This is a genomic window from Proteiniphilum propionicum, from assembly GCF_022267555.1.
In the GTDB taxonomy this organism is placed as follows: Bacteria; Bacteroidota; Bacteroidia; order Bacteroidales; family Dysgonomonadaceae; genus Proteiniphilum; species Proteiniphilum propionicum.
Window position 1 is genome coordinate 2666213 of sequence record NZ_CP073586.1, and the last position, 14922, is coordinate 2681134.

The 14922-nt window shown below is 39.2% G+C and carries 15 protein-coding genes and 1 pseudogene; 15 read left to right on the forward strand and 1 reads right to left on the reverse strand.

The window, feature by feature from the left end; translation table 11 throughout:
• Positions 1 to 24 precede the first annotated feature (24 nt).
• From KDN43_RS10915 to KDN43_RS10930, 4 genes are read left to right on the forward strand one after another with little or no spacing between them, the layout of a single operon-like run.
• Positions 25 to 1164, forward strand: coding sequence for a SusE domain-containing protein (locus tag KDN43_RS10915; protein WP_238866120.1), 1140 nt, complete (start codon positions 25 to 27; stop codon positions 1162 to 1164).
• Positions 1165 to 1176: 12 nt separating this feature from the next.
• Entirely contained in the window at positions 1177 to 2409 is a 1233-nt protein-coding gene (locus tag KDN43_RS10920) for a glycoside hydrolase family 76 protein (protein ID WP_238866121.1), read from the forward strand.
• 51 nt (positions 2410 to 2460) lie between these two features.
• Positions 2461 to 3603 (forward strand): glycoside hydrolase family 76 protein, encoded by a 1143-nt coding sequence (locus tag KDN43_RS10925; protein WP_238869451.1) that lies wholly within the window; start codon positions 2461 to 2463, stop codon positions 3601 to 3603.
• A gap of 55 nt (positions 3604 to 3658) precedes the next feature.
• On the forward strand, positions 3659 to 4120 hold the full coding sequence (locus KDN43_RS10930) for a DUF4143 domain-containing protein (protein ID WP_238866122.1): 462 nt from the start codon (positions 3659 to 3661) through the stop codon (positions 4118 to 4120).
• A 134-nt stretch (positions 4121 to 4254) separates the two neighbouring features.
• Here KDN43_RS10930 and KDN43_RS10935 read toward each other — a convergent pair whose 3' ends face one another.
• Positions 4255 to 5007: a GntR family transcriptional regulator gene (locus KDN43_RS10935; RefSeq protein WP_238866123.1), complete on the reverse strand. Its 753-nt coding sequence runs from the start codon at positions 5005 to 5007 to the stop codon at positions 4255 to 4257.
• A gap of 115 nt (positions 5008 to 5122) precedes the next feature.
• Here KDN43_RS10935 and KDN43_RS10940 point away from each other — a divergent pair, with 115 nt between their 5' ends.
• From KDN43_RS10940 to KDN43_RS10990, 11 genes and pseudogenes are all read left to right on the forward strand, one after another.
• Positions 5123 to 6862, forward strand: a complete 1740-nt coding sequence (locus KDN43_RS10940; RefSeq protein WP_407681766.1) for a class I mannose-6-phosphate isomerase — start codon at positions 5123 to 5125, stop codon at positions 6860 to 6862.
• A 1-nt stretch (position 6863) separates the two neighbouring features.
• The gene (locus tag KDN43_RS10945) at positions 6864 to 8024 is read left to right on the forward strand and encodes an MFS transporter (RefSeq protein WP_238866125.1); all 1161 of its coding nucleotides are present in this window, start codon (positions 6864 to 6866) and stop codon (positions 8022 to 8024) included.
• Positions 8017 to 9129, forward strand: a complete 1113-nt coding sequence (locus KDN43_RS10950) for an ROK family protein (protein ID WP_238866126.1) — start codon at positions 8017 to 8019, stop codon at positions 9127 to 9129. Before KDN43_RS10945 ends, KDN43_RS10950 begins: the two co-directional genes overlap by 8 nt.
• 38 nt (positions 9130 to 9167) lie before the next feature.
• Positions 9168 to 9416 (forward strand): annotated as a pseudogene (locus tag KDN43_RS10955) (glycoside hydrolase domain-containing protein); the annotation flags it as partial.
• A 129-nt stretch (positions 9417 to 9545) separates the two neighbouring features.
• Positions 9546 to 10214 (forward strand): transposase, encoded by a 669-nt coding sequence (locus KDN43_RS10960; protein ID WP_238865744.1) that lies wholly within the window; start codon positions 9546 to 9548, stop codon positions 10212 to 10214.
• Positions 10192 to 10479, forward strand: a complete 288-nt coding sequence (locus KDN43_RS10965; protein WP_238866127.1) for a hypothetical protein — start codon at positions 10192 to 10194, stop codon at positions 10477 to 10479. Before KDN43_RS10960 ends, KDN43_RS10965 begins: the two co-directional genes overlap by 23 nt.
• The gene (locus KDN43_RS10970) at positions 10457 to 10654 is read left to right on the forward strand and encodes a hypothetical protein (RefSeq protein WP_238866128.1); all 198 of its coding nucleotides are present in this window, start codon (positions 10457 to 10459) and stop codon (positions 10652 to 10654) included. The genes KDN43_RS10965 and KDN43_RS10970 overlap by 23 nt, the downstream gene beginning before the upstream one ends.
• Entirely contained in the window at positions 10629 to 11243 is a 615-nt protein-coding gene (locus KDN43_RS10975; RefSeq protein WP_238866130.1) for a hypothetical protein, read from the forward strand. Before KDN43_RS10970 ends, KDN43_RS10975 begins: the two co-directional genes overlap by 26 nt.
• A gap of 18 nt (positions 11244 to 11261) precedes the next feature.
• Positions 11262 to 11510 carry a glycoside hydrolase domain-containing protein gene (locus KDN43_RS10980; protein ID WP_256448736.1) on the forward strand — a complete coding sequence of 83 codons (249 nt, stop codon included), beginning with the start codon at positions 11262 to 11264 and terminating at the stop codon, positions 11508 to 11510.
• A gap of 79 nt (positions 11511 to 11589) precedes the next feature.
• Positions 11590 to 13968: a GH92 family glycosyl hydrolase gene (locus KDN43_RS10985; RefSeq protein WP_238866133.1), complete on the forward strand. Its 2379-nt coding sequence runs from the start codon at positions 11590 to 11592 to the stop codon at positions 13966 to 13968.
• Between the two features lie 507 nt (positions 13969 to 14475).
• Positions 14476 to 14670, forward strand: a complete 195-nt coding sequence (locus KDN43_RS10990) for a hypothetical protein (RefSeq protein WP_238866135.1) — start codon at positions 14476 to 14478, stop codon at positions 14668 to 14670.
• Positions 14671 to 14922: the final 252 nt, after the last annotated feature.

A 14922-nucleotide genomic window follows, 5' to 3' on the forward strand; every position in this document is an offset into this window, starting at 1 on the left:
GATAACACTTTAAAAGTATAGAAAATGAAAAAAATATTATCAATATTTATTGTTGCATTGACATTTATATGTTGCCAGGAAAATTATGAGCTGAATACAGACTTCTCTGTTCCTGCTGAACTGAGCTCGCCTTCTGCCGTTACGCTGGATGTAACATCAAATGTTCCTGTGTTATTATCCTGGAGCGGTGGTGAGGCTGCCGATGGTGGTGTGGTGTTGTATGAGGTATTGTTTGACAAAGCAGGAGGGGATTTTTCTAATCCTCTTGCAAGAATGAAAAGTAATCTTGGTGCACTTCCAAACTTATCTGTTAGTCAGGCTGTTTTAAATACGATAGCAAGAAATGCAGGTATAATGCCTGAAGAGGTTGGAACAATAATATGGACAGTGACTGCCTCAAAGGGTGGTGTTGTTAAAACTACTGATAAGTATGCCTCCATTGAGGTTACCAGAGGCGAAGGTATAGATAACATACCTACAAGCCTATATCTTTTTGGTTCAGCAACAGAGAATGGTGGTCAGGCCGGAATTCCTTTCCGTCAGGTTGAAGAGGATGTTTTCCAGATATATACAACTCTGTCTGAAGGTGATATGATTTTTAAATCAGCTGAATCAGGAGATTCTTTCAGCTACTATATCGATGATACCTCAAAATTAAAAGAGGGTACTGTTAATATGGCTGCTCCGGCATCGGATCAGGTGGTTCGACTGACGGTCGATTTTGGCACAATGTCTATGAAAACCGATGTTGTTGGCAATTCGGTAAGATGTATCTGGGGTGCTACGTTTAACAACATTGCTGTTTTGGACTATGTTGGTGATGGTAAGTTTGTTGGTGAAGGTGATATAATCTTTATTGATCAGTCGCGTCCCGAAACAAATCCTCCAGGCTGGCTGGGCTGGACAGAAGAGAGATACTACTTTATTGCTGTTGTAAACGGACAGGAGGTGTGCTGGGGAAGACATGACAATGTAAGCCCGGAACGCCCCGTAGGCGGTGAACCTGCCTCATTCTATTCACTGTATGAGTTCCCATGGAGTCAGTGGGATCACCTCTGGAAAATGAAGGGTAGTCTGGATTACACACATGCAACTATCACAATTGATACAAATGCAAATGGTTTGAAGATACATACATTTACTAATGTAACTTCAATAAAATAAACAGGTTATATAATGAAAAAATTACTGTTTCCTTTAATATTCATCACCTTGATGCTAATATCATGCTCGGGTGATGATATTGAAGATTATATACCGCCGGAGCCTATACCGCCTGAAGAGCCGGTGGAGCCGGTGGCATATCACACAAAAGCCAAGGAGTTGTTTGATTTGATCAATCAGTTTTATGGCATTAGAAGTGGTGCAGCAGCCGGTCTGTATAACGAGAATTATCCAAAGAAGAGTGGTGACAACATTGCATCTTATCTGTGGCCGTATGACGGACTGGTTTCGGGTGCGGCACTGCTTCACGAGTTGAGTTATGATGTGAAATACACAGACTTGGTTGACAATTTTGATCTCTATTATAGACCCTCTGCCGGTAACGTGAATATTGGAGGTTATGGCTCTTCTACAAACGGAACAACAGGAGGCGGAACGCGGTTTTATGATGATAATTCAATTGTAGGAATCAGCTTGGTAGAGGCATATAAACTTACTGATAATAGTAACTATCTTGCCAAAGCAAAGCAGATTGTACAGTTTTTGAAATCGGGCGAAGATAATATTCACGGGGGTGGATTATGGTGGAATGAGAGTGAGAAGAATATCTCAGGAAATGAAAACTCAAACAAGCCAACATGCTCCAACGGGTATGCAACACTCTTTTTACTTGAGTATTACACTGTTTGTGATCAGAGTGAGAAGTCGGATGTTCTTGCTTTTGCCAAGCGTCTCTACACCTGGGTTTACAATAATCTTCGCGACCCTGCAGATGGTTGTTATTGGAACGATGTACAGGTTTCAGGAGTAGTAAATAAAACGAAATGGACCTACAACACGGGGGTGATGATCTCTAACGGAATCCGTTTGAGTGAAATTTTAAATGATCAGAAATATCTTAATGAAGCGATAGAATCGGCACAGGGTGCATACAGTTATTTTGTACGTCCTGCGGGTAATCTGGCTCTGGCATACCCCAATCATGATCCATGGTTTACCACGAAACTGATTCGCTCATTTGTTGATATTGAACCATATTACCCGAGTGCTGCTAACTATATCAAGACATTTATAAATTTTCTTGATTATGGTTATACCCACGCGAGGTTCAGTAATGGTCTGTTTTACGAGGACTGGACAGGTTCTGATCCCAAGAGAGCAGAGCAGTTATTAATGCAGGCTGCTGCGCTTGAATCATTAGGGGTTGTTGCCCTGTATAAAGGTGAGTCGGCAAACGCCAAATAGAATATCATTGTATAAAACATAATGAAGAAGCTTAATTTACTAGTCGCAATTATGGTGGTGACGGCCTTTAGTTCTGAACTAAAGGGCCACACCACTTATAAAGAAAAAGCAGTTGAGATGTTTCAGCTTGTTTGGGACCTCTATCGGGTACCGCAATATGGTTTGTTTGCCGAATATTATCCAAGTGAACATAAACCAAATCTGACCTATTTTAATGACTCAGACAAGCAGGCTCAGGAGGTCTCCTATTTATGGCCGATGAGCGGTATCTTCTCGTCAGCTGTACTCATGGGTTCAATGGATCCTGAGAAGTATGGGGTCTATATCGACTCGATGGTTGTGGCCATGGAGGAGTATTACGATACCAGCCGGGTCCCTTTCGGCTACCAGGCTTACCCGGTTAGATTTGAGAAGGTGGACAGATATTATGATGATAACGGACTTGTTGGGATTGATTATATCGATTCTTATATGGTTACCAAAAATCCTCACTATCTGGAGAAGGCAAAGCAGGTGATGTCCTTTATTCTCAGCGGATGGAATGATAGGTTTGAAGGGGCAGTGCCATGGCTCGAAGGAGTAGATGACCAGAAACCGGCATGCTCAAATGGCAAGGCTCTGGTATTGGCCCTGAAGCTGTATGAGGCGACAGGTGACAGATATTATCTTGATCTCGGGAAACATTTTTATGACTGGATGGACAGGTATCTAAAAGATCCTGTAAGAGGGGTAGTGTGGAATTCCCTGAGTACCGTTACTGGTGAGGTTGTTCCTGATCTCTATACTTACAATACCGGTACACTATTACAGGCTGCAGTTGCATTGTACAAATTAACAGGTGATAAGGATTACCTGAACGATGCCGAGTTTTTAGCCGAAGGGAGTTATAATGTTTTCTTTAAATTCACTGATGAAGGAATCCCTTATATAAGCGATCTGCCATGGTTTAACCTGGTATTGTTTAGAGGATATCATGATCTGTATGATGTGACAAAAAACTCCAAATATGTTGATACAATGATAAAAGGGTTGGATTTTGCATTGGAGAATGCAGTCGATCAGGCAGGGTTGGTATATCACGACTGGACAGGGCGGACGAATGAATATAACAAGCCTAAGTGGTTGCTGGATTCATCATGTATCCCGGAGTTTTTGATTAGAGCGGCAATGATTAGGGGGGAAATAGTAAAATAGCGTTATTCTTTAAAGTATTGTTGAATTTGTAATAAAGAATTGCTAATGAAACCCAATGAGTCTTTTAGAGTCTAAAGAGTCTAATGGTTCAATTTCATTAAAATCGTTATTTGATGGTAATTTAGACATATCATCTACATCCTCTTTGAGTATTGATGATCTTTCATTTGCAATTTGCAGAGGTGAGTGGCCGGCTTCAGTGTCTATGCCTAAAGAGATTGCATTAGATACATCAGTAAATTATGTTGAAGCTGACCCAACTATAGCCGCAGCGGTTTTGGGTACTAATCCTGTTGGTATCCTGAAAGATTTCAATACTTTTGGCTTTTTATTTGAGTCGCTATGCACCCGTGATTTGAGAATTTATTCTGAAGCTAATGGTGGTAGCGAATTTTATTATCGTGACAGGTATGATTTTGAAGCAAATATAATAGTTTCTCTGCGAGATGGCAGATGGGTAGCAGTAGAAGTGAAGTTGGGACAGAAGCAAATTGAAGAAGCAGCCGAAAACTTATAAAACTAAAAGAGAAAGTAAATACAGACAAAATGGGTTATCCATCATTCCTGATGGTACTTACAGGTGGTGAGTTTGCATACAGACGATCGGATGGTGTACTTGTTGTACCCATTGGCTGCCTTAAAGATTGAGGATTACAATTTATTATTGTTATTATGATTATGATTATTTGTAATATTCCTGACGGACTCAATCTTATAGGTGAAAGAATCAGCCCTGTACCATCCGATATTATATTCAATTGGTAGTCCATTCTTATCACTCACCGCCCTCTTGCGAATCAGGATAGGATCTCCTGTTTCAATTTCGAGCTTCGATGCTATAAAATCATTTGCAGGTGCGGCACTAATTTCCTCTTTAGAGGTTTTTACTATTATATCATAATCATTTCTTAAGATCTCATAGAGAGGTCTGTTAAAGTTTTCCGATCCATTCAATGGTATCTTTGGATTAAATTCAGATGAAAAATATACAAATGGGAAATTTGTCTTTCCTCTGAGTCTTTCAATTTTTAATATTCTGGTATTTTCTGATATTGAAAAAAAATCTCTTGCCTCTTTGCTGGGTGTCTGCTTACTAATATGCAGTTCGAAATTTTCAATTTCTAAACCTAATAATTCCATCTCTTGCGAAAAACTCAACCAGTTGGTTGCTTCACTTGCAATGTTTTTTTCAGCTACCTGAGTACCGATTCCTCTTTTACGAATCAGAAGCCCTTCGCTCACAAGAGTATTAATAGCCTGTCTTAAGGTATTTCGAGACATTTTTAATTGTTCAGACAATTCAATCTCATTAGGAAGCATCTTCCCCTCTTTATATTCATCCTGTTCGATTAGGTCTCGTAAGTATAACTCTGCTTGTTTATGTAAAGGTAACTTTTGTTTCATCTTCTTTTTTTTGTCAAATGTATAAATTATAACAAAAACTTCAAAATTGTTTGGTTGTATTTACATTCTTTTTTACATTTGCATGTTCATACATATAATGACAATGATTAAACATATGCAAAATTACAAAAGTAACTACGACAAATTACCTGCCACAAACATTAAGGATGGTGTGCTTATAAGTGGTTGGAACAATATATTTGATGAGTTGATCTCTAAAGCTGACAATAATATTATTTGCATTGAAAGCTATCATGGTGTTTACAAAGATGAGCTTTTCAATTTCTTTAAGAAAATACCACATGTTCTTTTCATAGACTCAAGTGATTATTTCAGGCCGGAGAATGAGGTTATGGAGATGACACAAAATTTTATGAAGGATGATGAGTTATTTGGGTATCTCAGTAATCTTAAAATGGAAGATTATCTTGATGATGCACGAGTGGAAAAGATTAGAGAACAGATTGCATCTTCAGAAAAAACAGGTAATATTATTGTTCTCGGTTATGGTAGTACTTTAGTAGCTGACCCTGACATCTTAATTTATGCTGATATGCCACGTTGGGAAATTCAGCAAAGAATGAGAAAGAGTGAGATAACAGGGTTGGGTGTGGATAATCATAAAGAACCTTTTTCAATACAATTCAAAAGAGGATATTTTAATGACTGGCCTGTTTTAGACAATCATAAAAAGAAATTATTCAGCAAGGTTGATTATTGGCTTGATACAGTTAAAGATAAGCCTAAATTAATTGATCGTGAAACATTTAATAAAGGAATAGAGAAAACAGCAAACTCTCCTTTTAGAGTGGTTCCATTTTTTGATCCTGCACCATGGGGTGGTCAGTGGATGAAAGAGGTGTGCGATTTAGACAAATCGGTCAGCAACTATGGATGGTGCTTTGATTGTGTGCCGGAAGAGAATAGTTTACTCTTTGATATTCAGGGTGAACTATTTGAGATGCCTTCAATAAATCTTATATTCCTTAAAACAAGAGAGATATTAGGTGATCCTGTAGAGTCGAGATTTGGCGATAGTTTCCCGATAAGATTTGACCTGCTTGATACTATGGGAGGGGGTAATTTAAGTCTTCAGGTGCATCCCACAATTCAGTATGCAAGAGATAACTTCGGTTTGCCATACACACAGGATGAGAGCTATTATGTGGTAGATGCCAAGGATGATGCTCTGGTATATTTAGGTTTAAAGAATGGAATTGACAGAGATGAGATGATTGCAGATCTGGAAAAGGCAAATAGTAACCAGGGTGTAATCTTTGAAGAGAAAAAGTATATAAATATATTATCGGCTAAAAAGCATGACCATTTTTTGATACCGGCAGGAACAATTCATTGTTCGGGCGATAATTCTGTGGTTCTTGAAATTAGTGCTACCCCCAATCTGTTTACATTTAAACTATGGGATTGGAACAGACTGGGGTTAGATGGAAAACCACGTCCCATTAACCTGAATCGCGGGAAAAAGGTAATCAGATGGGAGAGAGATGCAGATTTTGCGAAAAAAGAACTGGTGAATCAATTTGTTGAGACAGGAAGAGGTGATGGCTGGATTGAAGAGCGGACCGGTCTTCACAAAAACGAGTTTATTGAGACACGAAGACAAACTTTTACTAAACAGGTGAGACATACTACAGGAGATTCTGTTAATGTGTTAACTTTGCTGGAAGGTAAAGAGATTATTGTAGAGAGTCCGACTAACGCCTTTGAACCATTTATCGTTCATTATGCTGAGGCGTTTATAGTGCCTGCTCATATTAAAGAGTATACTATAACTCCTCATGGAGAGTCGGAAGGCAAAGAGTGTATAACCATTAAAGCAAGTGTACGTTTTTAATATGAATCAGAATAGAACAAAAAAGGGGTGGACTCCGGTGATAGCCGTTTTTTTCGGTTTTTTCATTATGGGTTTTGTTGATGTTGTGGGAATAGCAACAAATTACGTTAAAATAGATTTTAATCTATCTAACTCATTAGCAAATACTCTGCCAATGATTGTTTTCCTTTGGTTTGCTCTTTTTTCGATTCCGGCCGGCATTCTGATGGGTAAGGTAGGCAGAAAGAAAACTGTTTTGATTTCTCTCTCTATTACAACATTTGCAATGGTTATTCCTTTTATCATTTATAGTTTTGCATGGGTGCTGGTGGCTTTTGCTTTACTGGGTATTAGTAATACTATTCTTCAGGTGTCGCTTAACCCATTGGTAGCATCTATGTTTAATAATGACAAAACTGCAAGTGTTTTAACTACGGGGCAGTTTATTAAATCGGTCTCTTCTTTATTGGGACCAATTATAGTTGGCTTTACAGCTCTCTATTTTGCAAACTGGAGATTTACTTTCCTGATATTCGCGATAATTTCTCTTTTGTCAGTTCTGCTTCTTAGTTTTTCGAAGATCGATGAAACTGGATACACTAACCGGCAGAGCTCTTTTAGAAGTGTTATTAGTCTGTTGAAAAACAGATATATACTGTATAGTTTTCTGGGTATAGTTTTAATTGTGGGTCTGGATGTGGGTATTAACACATCCGCGCCCCAGTTATTAATGAGCAGAGCCGATTTAGAAATTAGCAGGGCGGGACTGGGCAGCAGTGTCTATTTTATAGCTAAAACAATAGGAACTTTTTTAGGAGCATTTCTACTTTTAAAAACCCGGCCTCTCAGGTTCTTGAGAGTGTCTCTGCTTATAGCGACGCTTTCATTTATTCCATTAATTTTTGGTAGTAACTTGTGGGCAATTTTGATAGCCATTTTTGTGATAGGCCTTTCATGTGCAAATGTTTTTTCTATTCTTTTCTCACTTGCTCTGAATAAACTGACCGATCGCTCAAATGGGATTTCTGCTCTCATGATAATGGGAGTATCAGGAGGAGCTGTTATTTTACCATTGCAGGGAGTTGTGAACGATGCATTTGGGCTGATTGCTTCGCTTTTGGTGCTTCTTTCCTGTTTAATTCTAAACTTACTTTTCACTCAAAAACTGAAAGAAAATGCCTGATAATAAACAGAATGCAATATTAACACTGGATGCAGGAGGAACAAGCTTTGTTTTTTCTGCAATAGTAGATAACAAAGAGGCAGTAGAGCCAATATGCTCTGAAGCCTTCCCAGCAGATCTCAAGAAGTGTCTGGACTCCATGGTTGTCTCCTTTAAGAAAGTTATAGATAGGCTGAACAGCTATCCTTCAGCAATAAGTTTTGCATTTCCCGGTCCGGCCGATTATGAAAATGGTGTTATCGGAGACCTTCCAAATTTTCCTGCATTCAGGGGTGGTGTAGCGTTAGGTCCATATTTAGAAGAAAAATTCAATATACCGGTATTCATTAATAATGATGGCAATCTCTTCGCTTACGGAGAAGCAATTGCCGGTGCATTGCCCGAATTAAACAGTGAACTGACCGTAAAAGGGAATCCAAAGCAGTATAAAAACTTACTTGCTGTGACTCTTGGCACAGGTTTTGGCGGAGGTGTAGTAATTGACGGGAAATTATTGAGGGGTGATAATGGTTGCGGTGGCGATGTGTGGTTGTCTGCAAATAAACTTGATAATTTTCTTCTGGCTGAAGAGGGGGTAAGTATTCGTGCGGTTAAACGAGTGTATCGTGAGATTTCGGGAGATGATACAGAATATACTCCTAAAGATATTTTTGAGATAGCCGAGGGTGAAAGAGAGGGTGATAGGGATGCAGCTATTGTAAGTTTCGAAAGACTTGGCGAGGTTGCAGGATTTGCAATTTCTGAGTCACTTAATATTGTAGATGGAATTGTTGTTGTAGGAGGAGGCATTTCAAAGGCATCCAAATATATTCTGCCTTCTATGATCAGGGAGATGAACAGTGTAAGGAAGAACACAGCAGGAGATATATTTCCCCGCATGCAAATGAAAGCTTATAATCTGGAAGATGAAAAAGAGAGGTTGCTTTTTATGAAAGATGATTCAAAAACAGTAACTATTCCAGAGAGTAATAAAACAGTTGTATATCACCAAACAAAAAAGGTTGGTGTGATGACAACTAGACTGGGTACAAGTAAAGCTATTGCAATTGGTGCATATAACTTTGCAAAAAATCAGCTAAATATAAACTCTGCAGAAAATCGTTAATACGAAATGAACGTTTTTCCAATATTTTAGAATATTCTTATGACGATTGGACTGTGGTTCTGGGAAACCAGCAATCGCCACATTTTGCTTTTCGGTTTAACTGGGCAAGCCGACCATGGCTGACTCAGAAATGGAGCCGTTTTATAATTGATAATTTTTATGGAACCGGATTAGCGAATGCTTACCTAGGTTATGAAGATCAGGGTCAGTTGAGCTCCTGGTTTGTTATGGCTGCAATTGGCCTTTTTCAAACAGATGGTGGTGCAAGTGCGAATCCAATATATGAGTCCACTTTAAAAAGTCCCTGACTTTAATTTTGTTGTTTTATTTCCGTTTTTTGTTGATAAAACGCTCTGAAAATCCCTTGTTATCAGATAAAAAAATCGTATTTTGCATCACCTAAAAGAGAAGAAATCATGTTCAAGAAGACATCTGTAAATCCACAATATGACATGTTTTCCACACCTTCCACCCAAATGGGTAAGCGTGAGGCAAAAAAATATGATGATCCTGCGGCGTGGCACAACCGGTTTTATGCAAACGTCACCTCCCAAATAGACGAAACCATATTTGCTCCCCTTTTCAAACAGGGTAACATGGGCGCTCCCAATGCTTCCATACGGGTGATTATCGGAATGTCCATCATCAAGGAGGGTTTTGGCTGTAGCGATGAAGATCTGTTCGATAAATGCCAGTTCGATCTCCTAGTGCGTAAAGCCCTGGGTCTAGTCTCCCTGAGTGATGTTGCACCCTCTATCGATACTTATTATTTACTGAGAAGGCGTATTTGTGAATACGAAAACCGGTATGGTGTAAACCTGATGGAAAAGAGCTTCGAGCAGCTCACTGGCGACCAACTCTCCACCTTCAAGATATCCGGCAAATCTGTCCGTATGGACAGTAAGCTCATTGGCAGCAACATCGCCTGGTACTCCCGTTTCGAGATCATTCACAACACTTTCCGCGGGTTTATCAAGGACCTGGGCGATAGGGGGATGCTTCTTTTGAACCCCAGGCTCAGGAAACAGGTACTTCTATTTTTTAGAAGAAGATGCTCAGAATATGGTTTACCGCTTAAACAGTGAAACTCTCGGCGAGAAAATCTCTTCCCTGGGTGGGCTCATTTATCAGGTTCTTAAACGCCTTGCAGAGACCACTACCGGCTACGACCTTCTTCACCGTGTCTTCCACGAGCAATACGAGGTGGTCAAGGGACAGGCTATCCTTCGTCCCAAAGAGGACATCACGGCCAGGAGCGTTCAAAACCACAATGACCCCGATGCCGATTATCGAAAAAAAAGGAGACCAGAAGGTAAAGGGCTACAGTGTGAACATCACCGAGACCTGTGATGACACTGATGAACAGAAGGACAAACCCAACCTGATCGTAAACGTTCAGGTGAAACCGGCAAGTGCTGCAGACAATGGCTACCTGAAGGATGCCGTTACCAACATCCAGGAGAAGGTAAGCACCGATATAATAGAGAAAGTCTATGCCGATGGTGCTTATCAATCCCCCTGGTAACAGGGAGTTTGCCGATATGAACTCAATTGAACTTATAACAAGCGGATTACAAGGGAGACAATCTAAATATGACCTGGAGATGAAGGAGGGTGAGCTGGTTGTCACCCATATCGAAACCGGAGAGATTATCCCTGCATACAAAACCGGGGATAAATGGAGGATTGCCACCACAGGCAAGAGCAAGTACCGGTATTTTACGAACGAACAGATAGCAACTGCAGAACTAAGACACGAACTCGCGGCTATCCCCGGGCAGGAACAGATGAAAAGAAACAACGTGGAGGCAACCATCTTTCAGTATTGCTTCCATACGAGGAACAACAAAACACGATACAGAGGTTTGCTCAGGCACAAATTATTTACTTTCGCCAGATGTTTATGGATAAACCATGTCCGCCTTGGAAATTATCTGATAACAATAAGTCAAAGAGCGCATGAAAATGGTTTAATAACCGATTTTCGCTATATAAAGACCTCCATAAGGGAGAAACTTTTTATCGTGTTTGATTTTTTACTTCCTTGCTTCTCAAAAATAGGAAATGAAAAATCAACGAATTACTTTTTTAAACTTAAAATTGCCACTATTTAAAGTGGACTCATATATGGGATTGCAAGTCCTCTTTATGAAAAGATTACAATTGATTTAGGAGAGCGTTATGAGCGTGGCAAAGAGTTTGTAATTGATGCTCGTGGTGTATCGAGAGTAAACAATTACATTCAGAGTGCCACGTTAAATGACACTTCTCTTGAAACATTCTGGTTACTTGCTTCTGAGCTGCTTAAAGGTGGTGAACTTATTTTAGAAATGGGCCCCGAAAGAAATACTGACTGGGGAATAGGAGTTTATGAAAGATGATATGAATAATATAACTGACTTTGTTTATAAAGTCATATGAGTTAATACGAATAAAATTACAATTAAATAAGACTGATTTATGAGAGCTATATCGATACTAACATTAAGTATATTAATAATTTTAACCTCCTGTTCCACTTCTAATAGTCCGTTTAAAAGCCCTTCTGATAACTCTTCAAAAAGTCCGTCGGAGTGGGTGGACCCAATGATTGGTACAGCTCATTCACGGTGGTTCTTTTTCACACCAGCTGCTATACCGTTTGGTATGGCTAAACCCGCACCATCAACCGATGGACATTTAGGAAATGCGGACGGCTGGCAAGCAGTTGGTTATGACTACAGGCATACATCCATAGAGGGATTTGCAAATTTCCACGAGTTTCAAGTGGGTGGGGTTGTTCTTATGCCTACTGTAGGTGAATTAAAGACAGTTCCCGGTGATCTGGATAATGTGGAAAGCGGATATCGTTCTAACTTCAATAAAGAGGATGAGATTGCAACACCCGGCTATTATTCAGTTTTACTGAAGGATTATGGTGTTAAAGCAGAGCTTACATCAACAGAACGAGTTGCGTTTCACAGATATACATTCCCTGAATCAGAACAGTCAAATATCATTTTTGATATTGGCAATCAGCAGGGTGAAAGTGGTCCCGTAAAAGATGCACAGGTAACATATACTGAAGATGGGCGAATAGAAGGTTTTGTTACTACATTTCCTGCTTACATAAAAAAATATCAGGAAGATGCCGATCTGACAATGTATTTCAGTGCTGTTCCGGACGTGAAGCCTGATGCATGGGGAACTTTCATAAAAGGTGATGTTAAACCGGGTTCACGTAACGAAGAGGGCATTGGAGCCGGTCTCTATTTAATATATAAAACAGAGGAGGGTAGTAGTATCAATATTAAAGTAGGCCTCTCCTATACATCGGTAGAGAATGCACGACTTAACCTTGAAAGTGAAGCTAAAGAGATCTCTTTTGATAAAGCAAGGGAGAATGCTGTATCAATGTGGAACGGCTATTTAGGGAGAATTAAAGTAGAAGGCGGAACAGATGAAGATATCACTAAATTTTACACGGGACTTTATCATGCACTGCTTGGCAGGGGTGTAGCGAGTGATATAAATGGAGCTTATCCGAAAAATGATGGTGGAGTAGGACAGATTCCTCTTGATGACCATGGAGTACCTCTGTTTAAGCACTACAATACAGATGCTATTTGGGGAGCATTTTGGAATTTAACACAGTTATGGAGTCTGGCTTATCCGGAATATTATGCCGACTGGATACAGAGTCAACTGCTTGTATATAAAGATGCCGGTTGGCTGGGTGATGGAATTGCTAACAGCAGGTATGTTTCGGGTGTTGGAACAAATTTTGTGAGTCTTGCCATTGCAGCTGCGTATAACGTAGGGATAAGGAATTTTGATGTTGAAACAGGATATGAGGCAGCTTTAAAAAATGAAATATCCGGTGATAACAGGCCGGAAGGAGCAGGTAAATTGGATGTTGGACTTTTTGTTAAGTATGGCTATTCTCCCTATAGCAAGAATTATCATATGCAAAGTACACCCCAGGGATCGGGATTCTCTGCTTCGCACACTATGGAGTATGCTTTTAGTAGTTTTGCGGTTGCGCAATTTGCTAAGCACTTGGGTAAGACTGATGATTACAATAAGTTAATGGAATTATCTAACGGCTGGAAACATCTTTTTGATTCTGAAACAAAACTTATTCGTCCAAAGGATGAAGATGGCAAGTTTTTAGAGGATTTTGATTCTCTTGCTCCCTGGATTGGTTTTCAGGAAGGGAATGCAGTTCAGTATACCTATTATGTACCTCATCAAATTGATGAATTAATTTCACTTGTGGGTGTGGATGAGTTTAATGAGAGACTTGATCAATCATTTGAGATTTCCAGCGAGAATATATTTGGCGGTGGTGAAACGATTGATGCTTTCGCGGGACTGCATACTATGTATAATCATGGGAATCAGCCTAACCTGCATATTTCGTGGTTGTTTAATTTTTCAGAAAAGCCATGGCTGTCTCAAAAATGGGTAAGAGCAATTTGTGATGAGTTTTATGGCACTGAAGGTATTCACGGTTATGGATTTGGTCAGGACGAAGACCAGGGTCAGCTGGGTGCATGGTATGTAATGGCAGCACTGGGTCTGTTTGATGTGAAGGGGTTAACAGAAATTGATCCTTCATTCCAGATTGGCAGCCCGTTGTTTGATAAAATTACAATTGAGCTTAACAAAGATTACTATAAGGGCGATTCGTTTGTGATTGAGACTCAGAATAATAGTAAAGATAATATCTATATTGAGTCAATAAACCTTAACGGAGAAGAATATAATAGTGTGCATTTAGATTACGCTAAGGTTGTTAATGGGGGTAAAATGATAATTACATTGAGTAATAAGCCAAATTATAATATTACAGAATGAATGGTGAGAGATACACAATTATATTTAAAAGCATATAATAGCGATAATTTATTTCATTTTATATCACTTAATGCTTCGTTAAAACTTAATTTATAATACTGACAGTCAATAATTTATGTTAGATCTTCGGAAAGCGTCATAATCTATTGATATTCAGCAAAATATAACAACTATTTTAAAAAAATTACCGAAGTATTGATAACTGGTGTCCGTTAAAAAATATTTGCTACAAAGAAGGGGAACCCCTTTCGGTAATTCCCCCAGAAGGTTTACCTTTACAGTTACAACACAAAAAAGGATAACCAACATGGGCAAAGGTACAAATTTTAGCGGACAGCAGCTTGAGCAAACAGGATATGAAGCGTCTTTACATCATGGATTCAACCACGATAACGTTGTTCAAGAATATACTAAAAGGGGTAGGACGAATTGAAATATTTTCTGGGAGACAATGAAAATGTCATTATCATACAGATCTGGTCCGTTATGCTAGTCAACTTGCTACTGATGATACTCAAAAGCCAGGTTAAGCGGAAATGGGCATTTTCAAACATGGTTTCTGTCATCAGGCAGCACTTGATGAGCTACATCGATGCCAGAAGTTTCTTTGAGAATCCTGAAAAAGCCTGGCAGGAGCTTATTGAAGAGCAAAAGGCTCGTCAAACTGGTATAACAGATCAATATTCGCTCTTTCCTCAATGAGAGGGGGGCTTACTTTTAGAAACTCACAAAAAACAGGGCGCAAAGCCCCTGAAATAGCGACAAAAAATTAAAAACCCGGTTTTACCGGACAACAATTAATCTTTATATATTTCTCACTAGATGGTTTACAATTAACATGCCAATAATTAATTGTGTCAACTTTAAATGTCAACAATATAATTTTACAATAAAACACGACAATAAGTCTTATATTTTTATTTTCATGACACTGAAATATTGTCATAACAACTG